The organism is Lactobacillus melliventris (genome assembly GCF_042679465.1).
Taxonomy (GTDB): domain Bacteria; phylum Bacillota; class Bacilli; order Lactobacillales; family Lactobacillaceae; genus Lactobacillus; species Lactobacillus melliventris.
This window is the reverse complement of sequence record NZ_JBHTMT010000003.1, coordinates 28,240-50,839: the sequence shown is the minus strand read 5'-3', so window position 1 is coordinate 50,839 and position 22,600 is coordinate 28,240. Positions and strand designations below refer to the sequence as shown.

Sequence of the window (22,600 nt, the reverse complement as noted above, 5' to 3'; positions counted from 1 at the left end):
AACTAAATAACCAGGAGGAATTCGAATGGAAAGAAAATTAGATGCAAAATTAATTTGTTCAATTTTCGCAGCTGGACTGATGTCATTTTCAGGTGTGCTAATTGAAACGGCAGGGAACGTTACTTTTCAAGTTTTAATGAATGATTTTCATGTTAATATGGCCACAGTACAATGGATGACAACGGGCTATTTACTGGTTGCTTCCATTATTATGCCGCTATCGGCATATTTAAAAAGAAACTTTAGTTCGAAAAAGCTGTTTGTAACAGCCGCTTCTTTATTTATTTGCGGATTGGTGATCGACGCAGTTGCTAACCAATTTATTTTTTTAGTTATTGGTCGCGTAATTCAGGGCGCGGGCGCAGGAATAGCTATTCCCTTAATGTTTAATATCATTTTGGAAAGGACACCGCTTGATAAACTCGGCCTCCTTATGGGAATAGGAACAATGATTACTGCTGTAGCTCCAGCTTTAGGACCAAGTTTTGGCGGGTTGGTTGTTAATAATTTAGGCTGGCGTTATATTTTTATCTTTATTATCCCCGTGATGGTAATATCTTTGATCATGGGCTTAACTTCAATAACAAGTCAAACCGAGAGCATTAAGCATACTAGGCTTGATACTACCGGCTTTCTGAGCATTGCTTTAACATTTATTGGTTTAATTTTTGCTTTTAGCAACTTGTCTACAATTTTACAAAAACCGTTCATGTTTGTTTTACCTTTAGCATTAGGAATAATCAGTTTAATCATTTTTATTAGACACTCATTGAATACTACTAATCCACTGATTAATATTCGTGTTTTTAAAAACATCAGATTCACTCAAGGAATTACAGCCTACTTTATTTTCCAGGTAAATACCTTGGGTTTGTCGTTCATCTTGCCTAATTACGTCCAAATTGTCAACCATTCTACTGCGATGACTGCGGGTCTGTTATTACTAATCGGTGGGCTCGTAGGAGCAATTATGTCACCAATTAGTGGCAGGTTGCTTGATAACTATGGACCAAAAAAGCCAATTATGACTGGAGCTGTTTTTGAAATAATTGGTGGCATATTATATTGTTTATTTGCTTCATCGTTAACCTCTGGCAAGATAATCTTGTTTTATACCATTACGATGCTGGGAATAGGTTTAGTAATGGGTGATACTATGACAGCTTCTATTGGTCAACTTGACGAAAAAGAAAGTACTGATGGTAACGGTCTGTTCAATATGGCACAGCAATTTGCTGGTGCGGTTGGCACTGCAGTTATTTCAGCCATCATGCAATTCGTAGAGCAGATGAGTAGTCAAAATTCTACTTCTGGAAAATACATTGATGCCGCACAAGTCGGTCTAATTTTTATTCTAATTATTGTCCTTATTGGTGTATACTTACTTTATCAGGCTACAAAACCAGTAAAAGCAAAGGAATGAAATAATGAAAAGATTAGGATTGGCATTGGAGAGAGTACAAAATACGTTTAACCGCAACGCTGATCACTATGCCAGAAAAATAGGTCTAACTGGAACGCAAATGTTGATTATCGAATACTTATCTTCCTTTGCCCAAAATAAGCCAATTTATCAAAAAGACATTGAGCATGAATTCAATATTAGAAAGTCAACGGCTACCAATGTTTTACATTTAATGGCAGAAAAAGACCTAATTACGAAAAAAGTCGATCCACATGACACTCGATTAAAAGCAATCATCCTAACCCCTAAAGCTGTTAATTTAGAAGAAAAAATTTCTAACTATGTTTTTCAGTCTGAGAATAGTTACGCTGCAATTCTTGGAACTGAAACTAAAAATGAGTTAGTAGAGAATTTACAGAAACTGAATGACGCTATTTCGGAAAAATAGGATAAATTAAAAACTAGTTATTGTTTTGAGGCAATAACTAGTTTTTTCTTAATTTTTATTATCTTTCGTAATTAGGTGCTTTCTTGGTAATTTGCACGTCATGTGGGTGAGATTCTCGTAAACCAGCATTAGTAATTTTGACAAATTGTGCATTTTCTCGTAAGTCAGCAATTGTAGCGGCACCGACATAACCCATGCCTGAGCGCAGACCGCCAATAATCTGGAAGACAATATCAGAAACATCACCTTTATATTCAACGCGTGCTTCTACGCCTTCAGGTACTAACTTGTTAGCCTCGTTTACTCCGCCTTGGAAATATCTGTCTGAAGAGCCATGAGCTTGGGCCATTGCACCGACAGAACCCATTCCGCGATAAGTCTTAAATTTGTGACCGTCACTTTCGAAAATTTCGCCCGGTGCCTCAGTAGTCCCTGAAAGCATGCTACCAAGCATAACAGCATTACCACCAGCAGCTAGAGCCTTAACAATATCACCGGAATACTTCATACCGCCATCGGCAATTATTGGTTTGTGGTATTCTCTAGCAGCTGTAGCCGCATCATAAATTGCAGTAATTTGTGGGACTCCAACACCAGCTACGACACGTGTGGTGCAAATAGAACCCGGCCCAATTCCAACTTTGACAATATCAACACCAGCATCGAAGAGTGCTCTAGCAGCATCACCAGTAGCGATATTGCCGGCAATAAGGGTAATATCAGGGAAATGTGCTCTAATTTCTTTTATCTTACGTAAAACTCCAGCTGAATGACCATGTGCAGTGTCAATGACAATTGCGTCTGCTCCCTTTTCTATAAGTGCTTCAGCCCGTTCAAATGTATCACTGGTAACGCCAATAGCAGCTGCAACCAATAAGTGGTTGTGATCATCAACAGCGGCTTTCGTAATATTACTTGGGACAACAACATTTTTGACATTTGCTACTTCTCCAGCTTGAGCGGTGATTGACATATTTTTATGGATCACTCCTAAGCCGCCTTGCAGTGCAATAGCTATGGCCATTGCACCTTCAGTCACAGTGTCCATTCCCGCACTTATTATAGGAATATTTAGTTTAAGATTAGGTGCCAGTTGAGTATGTAAATCTACTTCATTGGGTAATACGTGGCTTTCGGCTGGAATTAATAAAACATCATCAAAAGTTAGACCTTCTTTAACAAATTTTGTTGTCCAATTTGACATTTAATGCACTCTCCTTTTTAAAATTATTAAAGTTAAATTGATTACACTTTACTAGTGATTTTGATCTTGGTCAAGTTAAAATCAAAAACTATATTGATAAAAGTATAATATTACTTTGAATCTATTTCAACCTTAAAGGCGAACAAATATACCATATTAGTTTATATTGTAAGTAATCAAAACTAATATTCTGTTTATTAACACTTTACATTATTTTATTGGTAGGCATTAGGTATAGAAAATCTTTTTTAAATATCTTGATATTGTTCGGGTTTACAACAAAATCAATAAATAAATTAAATATTATTTAAAAACAATTAAGACTGTGCTAAAATTGAATCTAATGCTGTTGATTAAATATCTATCTAATAATGAGGTTAAACCAATGGCATTGGCAAAGTATGGTGATTTTGTTCAATAAGAGCAATTATTAAAGGACACTTTCCTTTGGTAATTGCCTTTTTGTGCCGGATTTGATAAAAAAATGGAGTTTGAAACATGGTCGAAAATGCAATTGAAGTACATGATCTGTCAAAAAAATATGCGGTGGCCACCAGAGGCGAGACTTGGCATGCTATAGCAAAAAATATTTTTAAGCCAGAAAGAACGGTTGTTAATGCCGTTAAATCCTTAAACTTTAACATTAAACCAGGAGAGAAAGTAGGTTTTATTGGACAAAATGGTGCAGGTAAAACTACTACTATAAAGATGTTAACCGGTACTCTTTTTCCATCTTCAGGTTACTGCAGGGTCAATGGCTTTGATCCTACCAAAAGGACTAATGATTTTAAAAAATCAATTTCGGTAGTGATGGGAAACAGGTCACAACTTTTTCCCGATTTAACTCCCAGAGATTATTTAAAGCTCTTGCAATCAATGTATGATATTTCTGAAACATCTTTTCAAGAAACAGTTAATAATCTAGCTCGAGTATTAAACGTTACAAGAAAGTTAGATACTCAAACACGTAAATTATCACTGGGAGAGAGGATGAAAATTGAATTTTTAGCAGGTGTAGCTACTAGACCCAAGGTGCTCTTTCTAGATGAGCCCACAATAGGGCTTGATGTTTTGGCAAAAAGAGATATCCGTAAATTTCTTTTGCAACTAAATAAAGAAGAAAAACTGACCGTCTTCTTGACTTCCCATGATATGGAAGATATTGCGACTATCTGCGACCGCTTAATAATTGTTAATCACGGAGAAATTATGTGGAATGGTCAAAAACAGGATCTACTAGATAAATTCAGTAGTAATAAGTACATCACATTTGATAAATCAGAAAGTTTTGCTGAGAAGAATATTGAGGGCAAAATAATCAATCAGGATGATTTAACAATTACCATCAAAGTTCCAAATGAAGAAGTTGATGATATGATTGCATTCCTTGCCAAAAACAAACAGGGTTCAAATTATCAAATAAATGAACTGAAACTGGAAGACATTATCTTAGAATTATTTGCCGAGGAGAATCAAAAATGTTAAAAACATACCGTGCAGTAAGTAAAATTTCCCTCAAGTCTATTTTAGCGAATAAAAGCAGTGTGGTGATTTTGCTACTGCAAGCTCTTGTGCCAAGTATAGTAATGTTTTATCTGTGGTCTTTAATATTAAATCACGGGCAAACAGTGGGCGGATTTACTAAAAATCAAATTGTTATTTATTACATTGGCGTTAACTTTATCAATTCCTTTGTCTGGTATGCAATTGATTGGGAATTAAATGATGATATTCATTCGGGTGAATTGTCAAACATTGTTCATCGACCAATAGCAATTGAAAAATATTATTTCGCTAAAATGGTTGGCGACCGATTAGCAAATCTACTTCTGCTGGCTCCAATACTGATAATTGGAATATTATATATTCTAGTAAAAAATTTATTGCAGATATCACTGATAGTGCTGTTGGAATTTGCCTTTAGCATTATTATGTCAGCGGTGCTTTGGTTTCTTTTCTCTTACATCATAGGTAGTGTTGCTTATTGGTTTGATAACCTCTTCTTTGTTTTACTAGTAAAAGAAGTGTTGGTAAACTTGCTGGCTGGTTTTTATTTTCCCTTAGAAATCTTGCCGCCTTTTTTGGTAAAAATAACCAAATGCTTACCTTTTCAGTATTTTAGTTCTTTTCCCATAGATACTTTGGTAAAAGGGCTCTCCCTACAATCTTGGCTTAAAAATACTGGAATTGAGATTGCTTGGGCAGTTATCTTTTATGTAATTGTACAAATAGTTAATAGAAAAGGGCTTCAGAGATATTCTGATGTAATGGGTTAGATATGAAAAATAAATTTAAACTGATCGGTTCTTTAATCAAGATAGCCTTTTTAGAGACTATTAGTTTTAGGCTGGATACTGTATTTGGTATTATTTCCTCAGTACTTTGGTTGGGTATCCCAATTGCTTTCTTTAAAGTAATTTATTTAAATGTTGACACTGTTGGAGGCTGGAGTTTTAAGGAATGCCTCTTATTAGTTGGGGTTTATACTATGCTAGATGGCTTCCTGATGGCCTTCTTAGTCAAATCGATGCCTAAAATGGAAGCTGATATTAGAGAGGGTACGCTTGATTCGGTGCTCCTAAAGCCAATTAATACTAAACTATTTTATTTTTTTAGTTCCATTGAATTTACTCAACTAATAAATTCCGTTTTGGGACTGGTAGTAATTATTTATGCGTGTCAAGGAATAAAAATTAGTCTTATCCAACTAGTTTGTTTCTTATTTTCCTGTGTATTAGGCTGCATATTGTATTATTCATTGTGGTATCTCTGGACAATTTCAGCTTTTTGGTTTCCAACTAATTTTGGCAGAAATGATTTATTTTTAAGTATGATACAAATGAGTCGTTATCCTGCAAGTATTTATCGTGGCCTGGGCAATATAATATTTAATTTTATTTTGCCTTTTGGCCTAGTTGCATGCCCCGCAACAATTATTCTATTAAGGCCAGAAGAATGGCATATTTTGCTACTACAGCTTTTAGTTGCTTTAATATTTGTAGTACTGGATCATGTAATCTGGAATTTAGGCCTCAAGAAGTATGATGGAGCTGGTAGATAGCTAAGTAAACTGTTTTCCATAAAGCTTGCACAGCCGTATAAATTTTTTTAGAATATTCCTGTCAGTTTTTATTTTAAAATATGGGAAAAGGGATAAGCGGTGAAAGACGAACTAGTTACAGTTAGTTTAGATAATGCAGTAGTAAAAAATGCTAAGTTTAATTTGGAAAAATATGGTATTTCAGTTGGTAAATATCTCCAGTTAATGATGCTACTGGCTGCGGAAAATAAAACAGAACTTAAGCAAATAATGCTAGATAAAAATGACCTCACTCAATGGTTAAAGCGATTAGATGCCGATTGATAGTGCTGAAACTTACTGATGTTCTCAGTAAGTTTTTTTTGAGCATTTATGTTTACATTTGTAGATACATAATTTATACTAAATTTAGTTTACAAATGTAGACATTAATAATAAGCTTCATTGGGGAGGAATTATCATGAATAGGATTATTATTTTATGCTTAGGACTCGCACTTATTGCCTTTATCGCATGGTGGTTCTTTGGTAAGCACCAAGTAGTAACAGAAAATGCGTCTGTTAGTTCGAATAAGCAAAGTGTTGATATTGAGGTCAAAGGCGGATATTCTCCAGAAAAAGTTATCTTAAAAAGAGGAATACCGGCTACCTTAAACTTTAAAAGAACTGATTCTTCCAGTTGTTTAGATCATGTTATCTTCTCAGATTTTGGTATAAATCAAAAATTGCCTCAAGGTAAAACAGAGCCGATCAAAATAGATACATCAAAACCTGGCGAATACGAGTGGGCATGCAGTATGAATATGTTTCATGGTAAGGTTATTGTCAAATAGTTAGGGTAAAACAATGAAGATCACAACACGTTTTTGGACGTCGCTAATATTATCACTACCAATGCTAATTGAAATGATCATCCATCCTTTTACTGGCTGGATGTTGCCTGGCGGTGAATGGACCATGTTAATTTTTACTACGATTATTATGGTGATTTCAGCTGGTCCATTTGTTTCCAGTGCCTGGTCTGCGTTTAAAAAACACCATTCAAACATGGACACTCTGGTTGCTTTAGGGACATCAATAACTTATCTTTATAGCATTTATGCCATGTCCACCGGTAAACCCGTATTTTTCGAAAGTGCGGCTTTAGTCATTACTTTTGTTTTACTAGGGCAGGTTTTAGAAGAAAAAATGCGGTCTACTGCTTCAAATGCTATGGGAAAGTTACTTAATTTAGGCGCAAAAGATGCTCTGGTTAAAAAAGGTGATCATTTTGTCAGTACTCCCATCACTCAGGTAGTTAAGGGCGACTTAATTCAAGTGATGCCTGGACAAAAAGTTCCAGTAGATGGCAAAATTGTTTCCGGCAATTCCAGTGTTGACGAATCTATGGTAACTGGTGAAAGCATGCCGGTTAAAAAGATTAGTGGCGACCAAGTTATTGGGGCAACAATTAATCAAACAGGTTCATTTGTAATGGAAGCTCAAAAAGTTGGCAATGATACCATGTTGGCTCAAATAGTGGCTATAGTAAAAAAGGCGCAGAACAGTCATGCGCCAATTCAAAAATTAACCGATAAAGTTGCCAATATTTTTGTTCCTACTGTTTTGATTATTGCAATTCTAACTTTTTTAGTTTGGTATATTTTTCTCGGTAAAAATATTGCAACTGCTTTAGTTTTTGCTGTTGCAGTAATGGTGATTGCCTGTCCTTGTGCTTTGGGTCTGGCTACCCCAACAGCCTTAATGGTAGGAACTGGTCGTGGTGCCAAAATGGGCATTTTAATCAAAAACGGCGAAATTTTAGAGGCTGCAAACAGCATTGATACTATAGTTTTTGATAAAACGGGAACGATTACCAAAGGTCAACCACAAGTAACAGATATTGTTGGTGATAGAAAAATTGTTTTACAATTGGCAGCCAGTTTAGAAAAATTTTCTGAACATCCTCTTGCTCCAGCTGTTTTGGCTGCTGCTAAAAAAGAAAAATTTGCTTTTCTACCAGTGGAAGATTTTAAAGTTAATGAAGGACAAGGTATTAGCGGTATTGTTAACGGAAAAAATATTTTGGTAGGTAGCCCTAAAAATAGGGATGCAGTTCTTATTTCACCAGAGTTCAAATCTAAAGTTGCAGCTTTGACGAATGCCGCTAAAACTGTAGTATCAGTCGTTTTAGATAATAAGGTAATAGGTCTAATTGCAATTCAAGATGCACCTAAAGAAAACGCCAAAAAAGCAATTTCCGATTTACATCAATTAGGACTTAAAACGGTTATGCTCACCGGTGATAATCAGCAGGTAGCTGCCGCGATTGCAAAGCAGGTTGGTATTGATCAGGTAATAGCTGAAGTTTTACCAGTTGATAAAGCTGATACCATTAAAAAGCTGCAGAAAAAGCATCATGTGGCTTTTGTGGGTGATGGGATCAACGATGCGCCAGCTCTAACCCAAGCAGACGTAGGAATTGCCATGGGTTCCGGTACCGATGTCGCCATCGATGCAGGTGGCATCGTATTAATTAAAAACGATTTGGAAGATGTTGTCCGGGCTTTAAAGCTAAGCCGCAAGACTTTTAATAGGATAAAGTTAAATCTGTTCTGGGCTTTCATTTATAATGTACTGGGGATTCCAGTAGCCGCTGGTTTATTTGCAGGTGTGGGTCTCACACTTAGTCCGGAAATAGCAGGATTAGCTATGGCCTTTAGTTCACTATCAGTTGTTATCAGTTCGGTTTTATTAGGAAAAGCCAAAATATAGTATTTTAAAAGTAAAAGGGCAGTTGAATTACATTCAACCGCTCTTTTTTACTGTGTGAACTTTAATAATGATGTTTTCCTTTGGCTAAAACAGGCTTGATTTGAATAATATAAGCAAAAATGCCAATAATAAGCCAAATGAAGGTAATAAATATGCTGTAAATAAGATTCGCATGACCAGTTTTAATATAAGTAACAGGTTCTGCAAAAGGAAATAGTAAAGCAATTGCTTTTAACCAATCAGGATAAGCTGAAATTACCACTAACACTCCTGATATTAATTGGGCTAAACTGCTAAAAATATTCTCCAAAAAATAGGGATCATTCATTTGCCAGGAAATAGCCCAAGATACAAAACCTAAAGCGCAGCCATAAATACATGAAAGTGGTAGCATAAGTAAAGCGCGCTTAATAATGACTAATGGAGCTCCTACCAAGTACAATAGAAAAAGGTTAATTAGTGCTAAAGTGCAGCCTATAATAATGGCAACAAAGCATTTTGTAAGCCAATATCTGAAACTAAAAGGCTTTTTGGCAATTAATTCAAAGTCAATCTTTAAATTTGCATCGGTAATCACAGCAGAACAAAATGTTTCAAGTGCAAGTACTGCCGCATCCATTGCAATGGAGCTAATGGCAACATCCCAATTAAATTGATTAGAATACTGCATATTAATTAATACTAACAGGGCTAGATTAATCATTGGCGTGATGAAAAAGTAGGTCAGCTTTGTCCGCCAATTATTCAGAAATGAAAGGCTCGAGAACTGTGTAGCAAACATTAGATAATTTTCAGAGCTCCTTTCCTTCTTACCAGGTCGTTAATTTTTCTGACAATAACCACAATTAATACAATCCAAAGAAGTAAACTGCAGAAATAAGAAGACCAGTTGAGGCTTTTATTATGGGATAAAGCAGCAATTGGTGACGTGATTGGGATAAACCATTGTGACACATTGGTTAATGGCCCTAAAACGGTATCATTGCCGAATAATCCTGCTAATAGTAATATCGGAGTTCCGATTAAACTCTCATAGACCATTGCGTTTGGTGACAGAGTTAGAAAAGATGAAATTAAGATGCCCATTACTGCACAACCGACCCACATTAGCAAAATTAATAAAATAATGTAGAGAGAAACTGTACCAGTAGCTGCTCCTAAAATTTTTGCCAGAATAAATGCAATCGGAAACGAAAATAGGCCATAGCTGGATGCAGGCAAAAGCAAGGTAATTAACGAAGCTCTTTCATCATACTGGCTGTTTAATAAATAAGGCAGCGTTCCTTTGTAACGTTCAAAACTGATGCAACCGGCAACGGTTGTACAAGAAGTCCACATGCCAAAAATACCGCTTTGGAGCCATATTTGTGTATTATCCAAATTATGTGTAGCGTACGCCATAATATATTGCATTAAGAAGATAGAAGTAGTACTTGTGATCGTCAACCAGACAAAATATTGATCTGAAAGATAATCTTTAACATGAAAGAGGAAGAGACGAATAAAACGCATTTTTATTTCCTCCTTAATTTAGGTGCTAAAGCTAAGTAGGCTTCTTCTAAATTTTTTGGTTTTTGGTTTATCTCTTTTTCAGCTAAGCCAAAAACAGCATTGATGGTGCCGGTAAAAAATACTTTCCCTGCACCTAAAATGACTATCCGTTTAGCCAATTTTTCAACTTCGGACATTGTATGACTGGTTAATAAAATACTTATACCCGAGTCAGACAAATTTTTAATTGTCTTCTGCACACTTTGTGCAATTTCAACATCAAGACCACTTGTGGGTTCATCCAAGAGTAATAAATTAGGATTATTGAGCAAAGAGCGTGCTATATGCAGTCTTTGCGTCATTCCTTTAGAAAATTCTCCCACTTTTTTATTGGCAACATTCAGAAGGTCAACAATTGACAGAACACGTTCGATTTCTTTGTTCTGCTTGCGGAAGGGAACCTTTGCCAAGTCCGCAAAAAATTGCAAATTTTGCTTGGCTGTAGCGTTACGGTAAAAACCTAAATCACCACCAAAAGAAACGCCAATGTTTGGTCTCTTTCGTGCAGTGGTAATATCTTGACCATTTAAAATCACATGGCCGGAAGTAGGGATTAAATAACCGCCAATGATTGAGACAATAGTAGTTTTTCCAGCACCATTAGGACCTAAAAGCGCCAGTATCTCTCCTTGGTCAATTGTAAAAGAAACATCATCTAAAGCTTGAAATTCCTGCTTTTTATCCTTATAGGTTTCTTTTAAATGTTTAACTTGTAAAATATTATTCAATTTTTTCTCCAAAATTAATTTGTAGTAACTTTATCATTTAAAAAGGAAGGATGATAAATATTTCGTATACAGGTTAATTTGAAGATCTTTTCATGAACATTAAATCTAATAAGAAAAGTATAGCACAACTTTATTTATTTTTTAATTTTTTACGAATAAAAACCTGCTCATTGCGAGCAGGTTATAATTAATCAACCGATTTTAAAGCTTCTAACATATCGAGGTCTTTTAACTTTTTATTAACGATAAAACCTAAAATGATAGTGATCACACCAATTACACCTAATGGCCACAGAAAACTTGGAGCAGATAATGCCGGATTAAACATAACATTGTCAGGTGGAACAACATAAAGAATGTAGCGATAGAGCAAATCACCAGTTAAATAGCCAACCAATATACCAATGCCTGTTAAAAGAATGGTTTCGCGATAAATATACATTGTTACTTCATTATCATAGAATCCTAAAACTTTGATTGTTGAAAGTTCCCGTATTCTTTCAGCAATATTAATATTAGTAAGGTTATATTGAATTACGATTGCCAAAAGTCCAGCAACTACTATCAACACCAGCATAATCAAATTTAAGGATTGAACCACGACATCCAGCTCTTGACTAACAGCCGTGTTTTGTACAACACCAGCCACTCCGGATAGAGCCATAAATTGGGCGGCTATATTTCTAGTGTTTTTGCGACTAGGATTGTTTAAGTTAACTAAATAGGCGTTAGATTTAAAATTGCGCTTAAAGATATCCTGATATTGAGTTTTATTCATGAAGACAAAGTGTCCCATGTACATTTCTGTTATACCAGCTACTTTCATTCTTCTAGACTTATTATCTTTGTCCGTGAGCGTTAGATATCCGCCTTTGCTTACTTTAAGCAGAGTTGCCAACCGTTCCGATATGATAACTCCATTATTAGTTAAATGCAGAGTCTGCTTGGTTTTCCGATTAGTCAAATGAACGTAATCTTTTAATACCTTGTCAGAAGACGGTGCAATTAACGTAATGTCTTGGGTGTCACCGGTTTTACCAGCAATTTTAGACATAGATTCGTAATAAATTGGAGTCTCCGATTTAATATTGTTTTCGTTTAACTTATTATTTAGAGTCTTTTGCTGGTTAACTGAAATACCAGGCTTTTGGGCGACAATCATGTTGTAATGAATTAGATCGTTGAACTGCCTGTTATTCATGTTAGTAATTGAATTTTTGACAGCGAAACCTGCAAAAAGCATAGTAGCAGCACCACAAACGCCAAAGATGGTCATCAGCATGCGTTTTTTATAACGAAAAATATTACGTGCTGTAACTTTATGGGTAAAACTAAGATGATTCCAAATAAAGGGAATTTTTTCCAAAAGAATCGTAGATCCGGCTGCCGGAGCTTTTGGTAACAATAGGGCAGCTGGCTTTTCTCTAAATTCATTCTTCGCAGTTAAATATGCCGGTAAAACTGAACTAATCCAAGATAACAGGAGAGCTACCAGACTGATCTGCCAGTGAAAGTGTAATTCAATTGGTGGAATCGTTAATGACTTGTAATATGCATGATAAACAATCTGCGGCATCAAAGTATGGCCTAAATAAACTCCTAAAATGGTACCGATGGTACCTGAGATGAAACCATAGGCGAGAAACTTATTGATAATGACATAATCATCATAACCGAGTGCTTTCATTGTGCCGGAATTAATTCTCTCTTCGTCAATAAAACGATTCATGGTGGTAAATGTAACTAGAGCGGCAACAAAATAGAGAAAAATCGGGAATACTTTTGCTAAATCTTCAACTACTTGTGCCACAGTTGTATAAACTAAATTACCTTCACCACCAGGAACTTCTCGCCGGTTATAAACACTATAACTGGGAAGAGCTAACTTATTTAATTGCCTTTTCGCCTTGTTAATTTGCTCTTTGCCAGTTTTTATCTTTTTGGTTGTATCACGCGATTTTTGCGCAAATACTTTTTGCTCTTGCTGAAGTTTTTGCTCACCAGCAGCTATTTCTCGTTCAGCTCGCTCTAATTGAGCCTGGGCAGATGGTGGCAAATTTATACCAGCAGCTTTAGCTTGAGCTACTTTTGCATTTAATTTTTCTTTTTGACTGGCTAATTGTTTTGCGGCAGCGTTAATTTGCTGACTGGCAGCTTTTAATTTTTGTTCAGCTTCACGGATCTTCTTTTCTTGCGGCTCAAGTTTTTTGCCAGCAGCAGAAAGAATCCTTGCTTTTCTTTGATGGGCAGTATTTTTTAAATCATCCTGTAAAACTCTTTTATGATTCTTAACCTTGCTGGTATAAGTCTTGCCATAAGAATCAAGCCTCCTCAAATCTTTATATCTTAAGTTGGCAGTCGTATAAACAGTATGGTTAAAAGCGTTAGGATCGACAACGGCATAACCTTTCAATTCCCCTGTGCCGCTATTACTTTGGCCTAAATTGACATTGGATAAAATTTGACTAGAGCGCACAAAGCCCACAATTTTAAAACTTTTTCGTTTTAATAGAGTCGTACCCAAAACATTTTTCTTTTCAGTAAAAGTGATTTTTTGACCAATTTGATATTTATCAGAATAATGGTCTGCTAAAGCAATTTCGTTTGACTTAGTGGGCAGGTGACCTTTCCGAACTTCATATTTGCCCACAGAATTGGGCTTAGAAAAAATGCGAAAACTTTCCTGACTGTTTTTGATTACAGTATCTGTCATATAACCAAATTCAACAGCCTGCAGGCCCTTAGTTTTCTTGATTTTTTGCGTATCTTTATGATCTAAGCCGTAATTACAAATAACCGTTAAATCAGCAGTATTGAGCTTTTGTGCATAATGATTGCCAGTATCGCGCATATCTGGGCCAGTAACCATTAAACCAACTAAAGCAAAGGCACCGATCATCATGAGTCCCATGATAGAAATAAATTGGCCCTTGGTATGCTTAATTGATTGCCAAAAATCTTTTAGAATAACTTTATTCATGATTAGCCTTTTCTACCATTTAACATTTGCAACACTATCTGGATGTGAATTTTCTTCAATTTGCGTGACCTTACCATCATGGAAATGAATTACCCGGTTAGCAAGAGGAGCCAGAGCACTATTATGTGTAACTATAACTACTGTAGTTCCGTTATTGCGGCTCATATTAATAATCGTTTGTAAAACACTTTTTCCCGTTTGGTAATCAAGTGCACCAGTGGGCTCATCGCAAAGTAAAATTTTAGGATTCTTGGCAATAGCGCGAGCGATTGCTACTCTTTGCTGTTCACCACCAGATAATTCTGCCGGAAAATTATTAATGCGGTTTTTGAGACCAACATCAACCAAAGTTTTTACCGGATCAAGTGCGTCAGGAACGATTTCTGATGCCAGCTCAACGTTTTCTCTTGCTGTGAGGTTTTGAATTAAGTTATAAAATTGAAATACAAAGCCAATATCAGTCCGGCGGTAACTTGTCAGCTGCCGCTTATTATATTTAGCAATATTATTACCATCGATAATGACATCACCGGAACTGTTGGTATCCATTCCACCTAAAATATTTAGAATAGTTGACTTACCAGCACCGGATGCACCCAAAATAATGGCCAGTTCACCTTTTTCAACAGTAAAACTAACATCATTATTAGCTAATATTTCTGTATCTCCTGTATGGTAACGCTTAAAGTTGTGTCGTACGTCAATATAACTCATGAAAATTTGTCCTTATCATTTTTAAAACAATATTCATATTCTTATTCTAATCTAAATAGCTCTCTAATACTTGCAATACGCCCATTTCGTTATTAGACGGTGCCTCATATTTAGCAATTTTTTTAAGGTCTTCATGTCCATTTTTCATTGCATAACTATATCCCGCTAATTCGATCATTTCTTGATCGTTTAAACCATCGCCAAAAGCAATTAATTCTTCAGGTTTTACGTTAAAGTAACGCAGAAAATATTTTAAACCCTGTCCCTTATTAACGCCATTCGGCATTACATCTATATTATTAAAACCACTGGTAGTACAATGAATTCTTTCTGGATTCGTCTGATTGAATTTTAGTTCTAATTCATGCGCAAGTTCAGCAGAGCACTCTAAGGTCAATTTGGTTAGGCTATCACTTGTTGGAATATTAATAAGATCACCAATTTCACAGGCGTTAGGATAAAAATAATGCATCAAATTTTTAAAGTTACTTAATGCCTTTTTACTCAGATATGAGTTGTTCAAGCCACTGGCAGCAATTTGAACATAAGGATAATTGGTTTGAATAAAATTAATTAATTTTATGCCAGTTTTATAAGTAAACACATGGCGAACTATAATTTGATTGTCTTTCGTTAAAATTGAACCATTATCAGCGACAATATCAATCCGATCTAAAAATTCATAAAAATCTTGACGTAAACGTGATAATGGTCTGCCACTGGAGACGATAAAGTGGATGTGTCTTTGACGCAATTTAGTTAAGACTTTTTCGAAGCGCTCATGATCAAACTGTTTTTCATCATTTTCAAAGGTTCCATCCATGTCAACGGCTACAGCTTTAAAGGGAATATTTTTCATTTAGATCTCCTTAATTTATTTCAGTCACTACTATTATATAGTAGATATTTGGATATTTTAACCAATGTGGGAGAAATAATATTGAGTACTGCTATTTTAGAAAGCATTTTTAACTGAATTTTTCTGATATATAAAAACTCCGAAACCAAAATAGTTTCGGAGAATAGCGTTAAATTAAAATTTAGTTGCTCACCTGAGTAGGTTTTCTTCTGCCGACAAGCCAACAAACTAGGATTGCCAAAATTGTTTCAATAATAATCATGACAATATTTAACCCAATTTTAATTTGACCAAAATTAATTGCGGCATTGTGAAATAGTGTATTTTTCTCACCAAGGTATAGATCAAAAATAATAGAACCGATTATCAAAACAAAAATAGTAGTCCATTGCTTCTTGTTAAATGCAATACCGTATTCTTCTTCACGCCTTCTGATACTTGGTAAAATAGCACCTAAGCCGATTAATACAATGATAGCAACAATATTGATTATTAGTTCATACCACCAGTAGCCACTAAATTTTTTAATGTCCTGAGGTACGATTCCTAAAATAGTTGCTGCAGCAGTCACTATTAGTAAGAATAAACCAGCCAGATATCCCAGCTTATCGTTCTTAATAAAAACGTAGTCAGAGGTAAACTTTTGCGAGTTTTTCCTGATCTGCATGAAAGAGAAGAAGATCCAGCAGGTTACTCCAGGAGAAATAATTCCATTCAAATTCAGCAGCCAATTAAAGATATCGTTCATATCTGGTAGGAAGATACCTAACAGCATAATAAACGCTGACAAAGAAACAGTTAAAATGTAGCCATTAATAGGTAGACCGTTTTTGTCTTTTTTCTGTAAAAACTGAGGCATATACTTATCGCCAGTATCAGAAATGAGCATCCTAGTCATGGCATCAAGAAGAACAGCTAATAAAGCGGCATTATAAAAGACAGAAGTCCAGGCCCAAACGTAGAGCAAAGTTTTACCTAAGCCATATTGGTGTCCTACCATGTCAAAAACGTAATAAGCGCCGTTCATTTTTAAATCATTTGGAATATGGTAGCTATTAAAATATATCCCCAAAGCAAAAGAGCCAAAGACTGTTAGGAAAATAGTCATTAATGCCAAGGCAATCATTGCTTTAGGAAAATCAGACTTAGGCTTTTTCATCTTAGTCACATAGGGTGCCACCAGTTCACAACCATTCAGTGCGTAAATAAGCATTGCAATAGTTGTCCAATAATGCATGTCAAACTTGGGAATAAGTGTCCGCCAGGTAAACGGTTGTGTTGCCATGTGACCACCGGATTTTGCTAGTCCCAAGAAAGCCAAGAAAACAAACATCAAGGTCATGATGAGCATTAATCCACCACCAATAGTAGAAAGAACTTCCATTGAGTGAGAAAAGTAATGTTCAACAATAATGAAAATAATGAACATCGCAAAGGTCATCAAAGCGAATTTGGTATTAGAAATTTGACTTTGAAACTTTTCAGAACCGGTCAAAGCCCAGCCAATATCAACGATTATTTCGTTAGCTGAATCAACGGCATAAGGAATTGACGCTGCCCAGTATGTCCAGGCAGTAAAATAGCCGAGAAATTCTCCGTTAGTTCCACGAACCCAGGATGATAAGCCGCCACCCTCATTATTAAAAACAGATCCCAGTTGGCCCACCATTAATGAATAGGGAATGACGTAAAACAAACACATGATAATCCATGACGTTACCACTGGCATTCCCTGATTTTGAAAGTTGTACATAATATCGTCCAGCCCGATCACGGTACAAAAAGCCATCAGGGTTAAGACTGGCCAAGATATATACTTCTTGTTTGAATTTATTTCCTCCACTAAAACTCTCTCCTTTGAAAACAATTAATGTTTTTATTTTACTAATTAAATAAAAAATTGACCAGAGTCAAGGTAAACTTATTTTAATGAAAGCGCATTAAATTATGCTAAAAAGTTGAGCTAAATAATTGCTAGTATTGAAATTTATGGTGCTATGCGGTAAGATAATATCGTTAATACGCTAGCAAAAGAAAGAAGGATTCTTAAATGTCAGGACATTCAAAATGGCACAATATTCAAGGCCGCAAGAATGCGCAAGACGCAAAGAGGGGTAAAATTTTCCAAAAATTATCTCGTGAAATATATATGGCTGCAAAGAATGGTGGTCCTGATCCTTCCGGGAATCCTAATTTGCGTATGGTAATGGATAAGGCTCATGCCAACAACATGCCTAAATCAAATATTGACCGGGCTATTAAAAAGGCTGAAGGCAATTCAGAAGAACATTACGATGAAATTACTTATGAAGGTTATGCACCTGGTGGTGTAGCTATCTTTGTTGAGGCGTTAACTGATAATAAGAACCGAACAGCTTCTGCTGTTAGAGTTGCTTTTACCAGAAATGGCGGCTCTCTTGGTGCTACAGGTTCTGTTGCATATATGTTCAATCGTAGGGGTTACATTGTTATTGACCGCTCAACAACTGATGCTGATGAAGATCAAATGTTACTTGATGTAATGGATGCTGGCGGTGATGACTTGCAAACCAGCGATGATGCATATGAAATTTATACAGACCCTAAGCAATTTGCTCAAGTACGCGATGCACTTGAAAAAGCGGGCTATAAGTTAGCCAATGCAGAATTGACAATGATACCTGAAACAACCACTCCAGTTCCAGATGATAAAAAAGAACAATTCGACCATTTGGTAGATGCTCTGGAAGATGATGATGATGTTCAGAATGTCTATACAGCAGCTGCAGATGAGGACTAGAATGTATTTATTTTAAATAACCAAAGTAAGAGGCATATAAAAGTATGAGTATACTTTTATATGCCTCTTCTTTTTTGCTTAAAATCCAACAAAAGCATAGAGAAAAAAAGAATCACTTTTTTAATCTTTAGCCATTTCTGCTTGATCTTCTTCCATAATAAAGCGAAGCATCTTAATATATTTTTCTGGCACATTTTGCCCATGATACAGCAGTTGAATATTTTCATCAGCTATATCTATGCAGTAATTACTATCACTTTCTTCTTGACCTAATAAATAGTCAGTCGTAACATGCAGCTGTTGAGCTACTTTCGTTAATGATTGAATTGAGGGCTTAATGGTTTTCCAACGGTAAATACTATTTTCTCCAATTTCGGCTTTTCTTGCCAATTCTTTAACGGACATTCCATGTTTTTTGGCAGTATCAAAAATACGGGAGTAAACATTCATTTTTAATTCTTCCTTCAAAAAGTATCATAAATGATTGCTTTTTGTACTTGACCGCTACCATATCTGGTAATATAATAAAATTGTTCACGTAGTGGACAGCACAAAAATTTCATTATTGTGTAAGTTAATTAAGTAGCCGAAGTGTGAAGTCTGACTACTTTTTTAGCTTACATAAATAGTATCACTTGTGGTAGTTGAAAAAGCAAACAAATTACCAAATAAAGTAGGATAGTGACTATTTTGAAGGTCAGAGGCCGGATAATAGACACGAAAACTGGGCAACAGATTTAATTTGTTTCAGACCAATTTGCCTCTAATCTACCTTATTTAAAAGAAAATTGGATTGTTATATTTTTTGAAAAGAAACCAAAAAATTCACTTTATACTCTGCCGTTTGGATGAATAATAAAGCTTTACAATTGTTATTTATATATTAGAGAAGCGAGAATATATGAAAAAATCAAAAAAATTCTATAAAAAAGGAAAAAAGTTTTTGATGAGTGGTGCTACTGTGGCCGCTCTGGATTTTTTGGCTGTAAACAATCCAGAAGTAATTCATGCAGCTAAAGTACCAAGTGGACAGATTAAAGTAACTAAACGTGCAAAAACTACTCCTAAGTCTAATACAGTAAAATTAAAGAAAAGATGTAGAATTGTAAGACATTCTACTCAATCTAAAAAAATCAAAAAGCAACATACTGCAATAAAACAGAAACCAATAAATTCTCAGTCTGATTTACTAAAGAAGGGTACTAAAGTTGGAAGTTCTTCTTTAAACGCTAAAAAGCAACGTAATACAACAAAGAAGAAACCAATAAATTCTCAGTTTGATTCACTGAAGAAGGGTACTAAAGTTAGAAGTTCTTCTTTAAAGGCTAAAAAAATCAAAAAGCAACGTAATACAACAAAACAAAAACCAATAAATTCTCAGTCTGATCTACTGAAGAAGGGTACCAAAACTGGTAGTGGTACATTTAATTCTAAAATCATGAAAAAGCAAGAGGTTAATACTGAATATAGTAATTCGACTCTGGATCAAAAAGATTTAAAGAGAGAGAGTAGCTATGACGTTAACCAAGAAAATTACACAAAAGACAATCAGCTTAATGCTGAAACTACTCAGACTGACAATTTTAGTGCTAATAATTTTATTGCTGATCAGTCAAATGATGGGAATCAAACTATAAGTACAAGGAGTGCAAATAGTATTCATGTAGACCCGAATAATTATTTAAACTATTTTCAACAAAATGGTAGTGCAGCTACAGCGGGAAATTATACTATTTCCACGGATGGTGACGGAAAACCAGTTGGTAATCAAATTTTAACAAGTGACAGTTGGCAAGCAGGTAATATCACCTTCAAGGATCCGATTGACTTAACTAGGAACTTTACCCTTTCCGGATATATGAACTTTGGAACAACAACGAAAGCTGATAATGCTTCCGGTATTGCTGATGGTATTGGATTTGCCTTTTATACTGGAGAAAAAAACCAAGTCGGCAAAACTGGTGGAAATTTAGGTATTAATGGCATTCCTAATGCTATAGGTTGGAAGTTCGATACTTGGCATAATTATTCAACTGACACTCCTAAGTTACTTGGTCCAGAGGATGACGGAATTGCGCCAAAAGATTGTGCATATGGAGCATTTGTTACTACTGATACCACTGGATTTGGCAGTATTGATACTAGCAAAAATAGTCTCTTTACTGTTCCCTACACTTATATTAATCAAGGAAAGGACAATTTTTTTACATTAAACTATACAGCAAGTAATAAGACACTTACAGTAAAGATTACAATTAATGGACAAACCTATACTTCATCTAAACAAATCCAATTTAATGGTGCTAACCAATACCTTTACTTTACAATTTCTGCTTCAACTGGAACTTTACCGACTAAGCATATATTTAAGTTCAAAAGTTTTGATTATGCGAGTAAACCACAAGCTATAATTGAATACCACGATCTTGATGCCAACAATAAGTTGTTGAATTCTAATACTGAAATCGGTACTGCAGGAGATAAAATTTCACGTAGTAAACATGATGAAATTATCGCTACTTTAAATAAAAACAACTATGAAGTAGTTTTTGATGGCTTTACTAGTGGCGGGGACAAAGTATTTAATGACGACTCGCAAAAGTTTATTGTTAATTTAAAACACAAAACACAAAGATACATTCAGGGGCAAAACAACCCGGCAACTGGGCAAAATGATGACGCGAACCTCATTAAAGAAGTTAAGCAGACCATCAAGTATGTCGGCACGCCAACATCGGTGCCTGATAACGTACAAATGCTTAAATTTACCCGTGAGGGAATAGTAGATCTCGTAACTAAGGAGACCACTTATGGTCCGTGGAATCCAATAAGTCAAATTTTTAAGGATGTTAATTCACCGGAATTTCCAGGGTATAAACCTGACACCAGTATAGTAAAAGGAACCCAGGTAAAGTCAACTGATCAAGATATTACGATCACGGTTAAGTACAGTAGATCAAGTCAAAAGACAGTTATTGAGTATTATGACCTTGATAGTAATAGTGATCAGTCTGGTAGTAAAATGATCGCTTCCGATACTGTATATGGTAATGAGGGTCAAAAGATCCCTCGTGATCAGCATGATAAAACTATCACTACTTTAAACCAACAGGGCTATCAAGTAGTTTTTGATGGCTTTACCAATGGCGGGGATAAAGTATTTAGTGACGACTCGCAAAAATTTATTGTTAATTTAAAACACTTTAAGCAGACCTATCTACCAGGGGAAAACAATCCGGCGACTGGAAAAAATGATGATGCGAACCTCATTAAAGAAGTTAAACAGACTATCAAGTATGTTGGCACGCCAACACCACTGTCTGATAACGTACAAACAGTCAAGTTTACCCGTGAGGGTACAGTAGATCACGTTACCAAGGAGACCACTTATGGTCCGTGGAGTCCGGCAAGTAATACTTTTAATTATGTTAGTTCACCTAACATTCCGGGGTATGAACCAGATACTGAAATAGTAAAAGGAGCACAGGTAAAGTCAACTGATCAAGACATCACGATCACGGTTAAATATACCAAGATAAATAATAAGCAATCGGTTATTGAATACCAAGACGTTGACGATAACAACAAGGTGATTGCTTCTAATAATCTTGCAGGCAAGGAGGGTCAAAAGATCCCTCATGATGAGCACGACAAGACTATTAATGACTTAATCAATGCGGGCTATGAAGTAGCTTCTGATGGTTTTACTGATGGTGGAGATAAAGTATTTAATGACGCTTCGCAAAAGTTCGTCGTTAAGATGAAGCACAAGAAACAGACCTATCTACCAGGTCAAAACAATCCGCTGACAGGTAAAAATGATGACGCGAACCTCATTAAAGAAGTTAAACAGACCATCAAGTATGTCGGTACGCCAACACCACTGTCTGATAACGTACAAACAGTCAAGTTTACCCGTGAGGGTACAGTAGACTTCGTAACCAAGAAGACCGATTATGGTCCGTGGGGTCCGGCAAGTGCTGCCTTTAAAGATGTCAACTCACCAGAAGTAACTGGGTATGAAGCTGATACCAAAGTAGTAAAAGGGACCCAGGTGAAGTCAACTGATCAAGACATCACGATCACGGTTAAATATACCAAGATAAATAATAAGCAATCGGTTATTGAATACCAAGACG

General features: G+C 35.7%; 19 protein-coding genes. 10 read left to right on the top strand and 9 right to left on the bottom strand.

Annotation, left to right across the window (positions count from 1 at the left end; translation table 11 throughout):
• Window positions 1–25: 25 nt before the first annotated feature.
• Together ACFQ32_RS04200 and ACFQ32_RS04195 are read left to right on the top strand one after the other, a co-directional pair.
• Window positions 26–1,423, top strand: a complete 1,398-nt coding sequence (locus tag ACFQ32_RS04200; RefSeq protein ID WP_046324649.1) for a DHA2 family efflux MFS transporter permease subunit — start codon at window positions 26–28, stop codon at window positions 1,421–1,423.
• A gap of 4 nt (window positions 1,424–1,427) precedes the next feature.
• Complete coding sequence (locus tag ACFQ32_RS04195; RefSeq protein ID WP_046324650.1) at window positions 1,428–1,853, top strand: MarR family winged helix-turn-helix transcriptional regulator; 426 nt, start codon at window positions 1,428–1,430, stop codon at window positions 1,851–1,853.
• A gap of 58 nt (window positions 1,854–1,911) precedes the next feature.
• Here ACFQ32_RS04195 and guaB read toward each other — a convergent pair whose 3' ends face one another.
• Window positions 1,912–3,057, bottom strand: coding sequence for an IMP dehydrogenase (gene guaB / locus ACFQ32_RS04190; protein ID WP_046324651.1), 1,146 nt, complete (start codon window positions 3,055–3,057; stop codon window positions 1,912–1,914).
• A gap of 498 nt (window positions 3,058–3,555) precedes the next feature.
• Here guaB and ACFQ32_RS04185 point away from each other — a divergent pair, with 498 nt between their 5' ends.
• The 6 genes from ACFQ32_RS04185 (at window position 3,556) to ACFQ32_RS04160 (ending at window position 8,850) form a co-directional block, all read left to right on the top strand.
• Window positions 3,556–4,542, top strand: coding sequence for an ABC transporter ATP-binding protein (locus ACFQ32_RS04185; RefSeq protein WP_046324652.1), 987 nt, complete (start codon window positions 3,556–3,558; stop codon window positions 4,540–4,542).
• Window positions 4,536–5,333 carry an ABC transporter permease gene (locus ACFQ32_RS04180; RefSeq protein ID WP_052724636.1) on the top strand — a complete coding sequence of 266 codons (798 nt, stop codon included), beginning with the start codon at window positions 4,536–4,538 and terminating at the stop codon, window positions 5,331–5,333. The genes ACFQ32_RS04185 and ACFQ32_RS04180 overlap by 7 nt, the downstream gene beginning before the upstream one ends.
• A 2-nt stretch (window positions 5,334–5,335) precedes the next feature.
• Window positions 5,336–6,118: an ABC transporter permease gene (locus tag ACFQ32_RS04175; protein WP_046324653.1), complete on the top strand. Its 783-nt coding sequence runs from the start codon at window positions 5,336–5,338 to the stop codon at window positions 6,116–6,118.
• Between the two features lie 99 nt (window positions 6,119–6,217).
• Entirely contained in the window at window positions 6,218–6,421 is a 204-nt protein-coding gene (locus ACFQ32_RS04170; protein WP_046324654.1) for a hypothetical protein, read from the top strand.
• A gap of 136 nt (window positions 6,422–6,557) precedes the next feature.
• A complete protein-coding gene (locus ACFQ32_RS04165; protein WP_209423815.1) occupies window positions 6,558–6,929 on the top strand; it encodes a cupredoxin domain-containing protein in 372 nt (123 codons plus the stop codon).
• Between the two features lie 13 nt (window positions 6,930–6,942).
• The gene (locus ACFQ32_RS04160; RefSeq protein ID WP_046324656.1) at window positions 6,943–8,850 is read left to right on the top strand and encodes a copper-translocating P-type ATPase; all 1,908 of its coding nucleotides are present in this window, start codon (window positions 6,943–6,945) and stop codon (window positions 8,848–8,850) included.
• 61 nt (window positions 8,851–8,911) lie between these two features.
• Here the strand turns inward: ACFQ32_RS04160 and ACFQ32_RS04155 are convergent, their stop codons facing one another.
• From ACFQ32_RS04155 to ACFQ32_RS04125, 7 genes are all read right to left on the bottom strand, one after another.
• A complete protein-coding gene (locus ACFQ32_RS04155) occupies window positions 8,912–9,631 on the bottom strand; it encodes a hypothetical protein (RefSeq protein ID WP_046324657.1) in 720 nt (239 codons plus the stop codon).
• Window positions 9,631–10,362: a hypothetical protein gene (locus ACFQ32_RS04150; protein WP_046324658.1), complete on the bottom strand. Its 732-nt coding sequence runs from the start codon at window positions 10,360–10,362 to the stop codon at window positions 9,631–9,633. Before ACFQ32_RS04150 ends, ACFQ32_RS04155 begins: the two co-directional genes overlap by 1 nt.
• A gap of 2 nt (window positions 10,363–10,364) precedes the next feature.
• On the bottom strand, window positions 10,365–11,129 hold the full coding sequence (locus ACFQ32_RS04145; RefSeq protein WP_046324659.1) for an ABC transporter ATP-binding protein: 765 nt from the start codon (window positions 11,127–11,129) through the stop codon (window positions 10,365–10,367).
• A gap of 187 nt (window positions 11,130–11,316) precedes the next feature.
• The gene (locus ACFQ32_RS04140; RefSeq protein WP_046324660.1) at window positions 11,317–14,109 is read right to left on the bottom strand and encodes an FtsX-like permease family protein; all 2,793 of its coding nucleotides are present in this window, start codon (window positions 14,107–14,109) and stop codon (window positions 11,317–11,319) included.
• A gap of 12 nt (window positions 14,110–14,121) precedes the next feature.
• Complete coding sequence (locus ACFQ32_RS04135; protein ID WP_046324661.1) at window positions 14,122–14,823, bottom strand: ABC transporter ATP-binding protein; 702 nt, start codon at window positions 14,821–14,823, stop codon at window positions 14,122–14,124.
• A 46-nt stretch (window positions 14,824–14,869) separates the two neighbouring features.
• A complete protein-coding gene (locus ACFQ32_RS04130; protein ID WP_046324662.1) occupies window positions 14,870–15,682 on the bottom strand; it encodes a Cof-type HAD-IIB family hydrolase in 813 nt (270 codons plus the stop codon).
• 181 nt (window positions 15,683–15,863) lie between these two features.
• Window positions 15,864–17,471: an APC family permease gene (locus ACFQ32_RS04125; protein ID WP_379907097.1), complete on the bottom strand. Its 1,608-nt coding sequence runs from the start codon at window positions 17,469–17,471 to the stop codon at window positions 15,864–15,866.
• Window positions 17,472–17,732: 261 nt separating this feature from the next.
• On the opposite strand from ACFQ32_RS04125, the gene ACFQ32_RS04120 reads away from it, so the two are divergent.
• Window positions 17,733–18,461 (top strand): YebC/PmpR family DNA-binding transcriptional regulator, encoded by a 729-nt coding sequence (locus ACFQ32_RS04120; protein WP_046324664.1) that lies wholly within the window; start codon window positions 17,733–17,735, stop codon window positions 18,459–18,461.
• 120 nt (window positions 18,462–18,581) lie between these two features.
• Here the strand turns inward: ACFQ32_RS04120 and ACFQ32_RS04115 are convergent, their stop codons facing one another.
• The gene (locus tag ACFQ32_RS04115) at window positions 18,582–18,911 is read right to left on the bottom strand and encodes a helix-turn-helix domain-containing protein (protein ID WP_046324665.1); all 330 of its coding nucleotides are present in this window, start codon (window positions 18,909–18,911) and stop codon (window positions 18,582–18,584) included.
• Between the two features lie 451 nt (window positions 18,912–19,362).
• Here ACFQ32_RS04115 and ACFQ32_RS04110 point away from each other — a divergent pair.
• Window positions 19,363–22,600: mucin-binding protein (locus ACFQ32_RS04110; protein WP_379907036.1), on the top strand; the 3,238-nt coding region annotated here is incomplete at its 3' end.

Bases quoted from the DNA above. Each gene is read 5' to 3' on its own strand.
- ACFQ32_RS04180 (WP_052724636.1), top strand. From the start codon at position 4,536: ATGTTAAAAACATACCGTGCAGTAAGTAAAATTTCCCTCAAGTCTATT.
- ACFQ32_RS04195 (WP_046324650.1), top strand. From the start codon at position 1,428: ATGAAAAGATTAGGATTGGCATTGGAGAGAGTACAAAATACGTTTAAC.
- ACFQ32_RS04155 (WP_046324657.1), bottom strand. From the start codon at position 9,631: ATGTTTGCTACACAGTTCTCGAGCCTTTCATTTCTGAATAATTGGCGG.
- ACFQ32_RS04165 (WP_209423815.1), top strand. From the start codon at position 6,558: ATGAATAGGATTATTATTTTATGCTTAGGACTCGCACTTATTGCCTTT.
- ACFQ32_RS04130 (WP_046324662.1), bottom strand. From the start codon at position 15,682: ATGAAAAATATTCCCTTTAAAGCTGTAGCCGTTGACATGGATGGAACC.
- ACFQ32_RS04160 (WP_046324656.1), top strand. From the start codon at position 6,943: ATGAAGATCACAACACGTTTTTGGACGTCGCTAATATTATCACTACCA.
- ACFQ32_RS04120 (WP_046324664.1), top strand. From the start codon at position 17,733: ATGTCAGGACATTCAAAATGGCACAATATTCAAGGCCGCAAGAATGCG.
- ACFQ32_RS04140 (WP_046324660.1), bottom strand. From the start codon at position 14,109: ATGAATAAAGTTATTCTAAAAGATTTTTGGCAATCAATTAAGCATACC.
- ACFQ32_RS04175 (WP_046324653.1), top strand. From the start codon at position 5,336: ATGAAAAATAAATTTAAACTGATCGGTTCTTTAATCAAGATAGCCTTT.
- ACFQ32_RS04200 (WP_046324649.1), top strand. From the start codon at position 26: ATGGAAAGAAAATTAGATGCAAAATTAATTTGTTCAATTTTCGCAGCT.
- ACFQ32_RS04150 (WP_046324658.1), bottom strand. From the start codon at position 10,362: ATGCGTTTTATTCGTCTCTTCCTCTTTCATGTTAAAGATTATCTTTCA.
- guaB (WP_046324651.1), bottom strand. From the start codon at position 3,057: ATGTCAAATTGGACAACAAAATTTGTTAAAGAAGGTCTAACTTTTGAT.
- ACFQ32_RS04115 (WP_046324665.1), bottom strand. From the start codon at position 18,911: ATGAATGTTTACTCCCGTATTTTTGATACTGCCAAAAAACATGGAATG.
- ACFQ32_RS04135 (WP_046324661.1), bottom strand. From the start codon at position 14,823: ATGAGTTATATTGACGTACGACACAACTTTAAGCGTTACCATACAGGA.
- ACFQ32_RS04125 (WP_379907097.1), bottom strand. From the start codon at position 17,471: ATGGCTTTTTGTACCGTGATCGGGCTGGACGATATTATGTACAACTTT.
- ACFQ32_RS04185 (WP_046324652.1), top strand. From the start codon at position 3,556: ATGGTCGAAAATGCAATTGAAGTACATGATCTGTCAAAAAAATATGCG.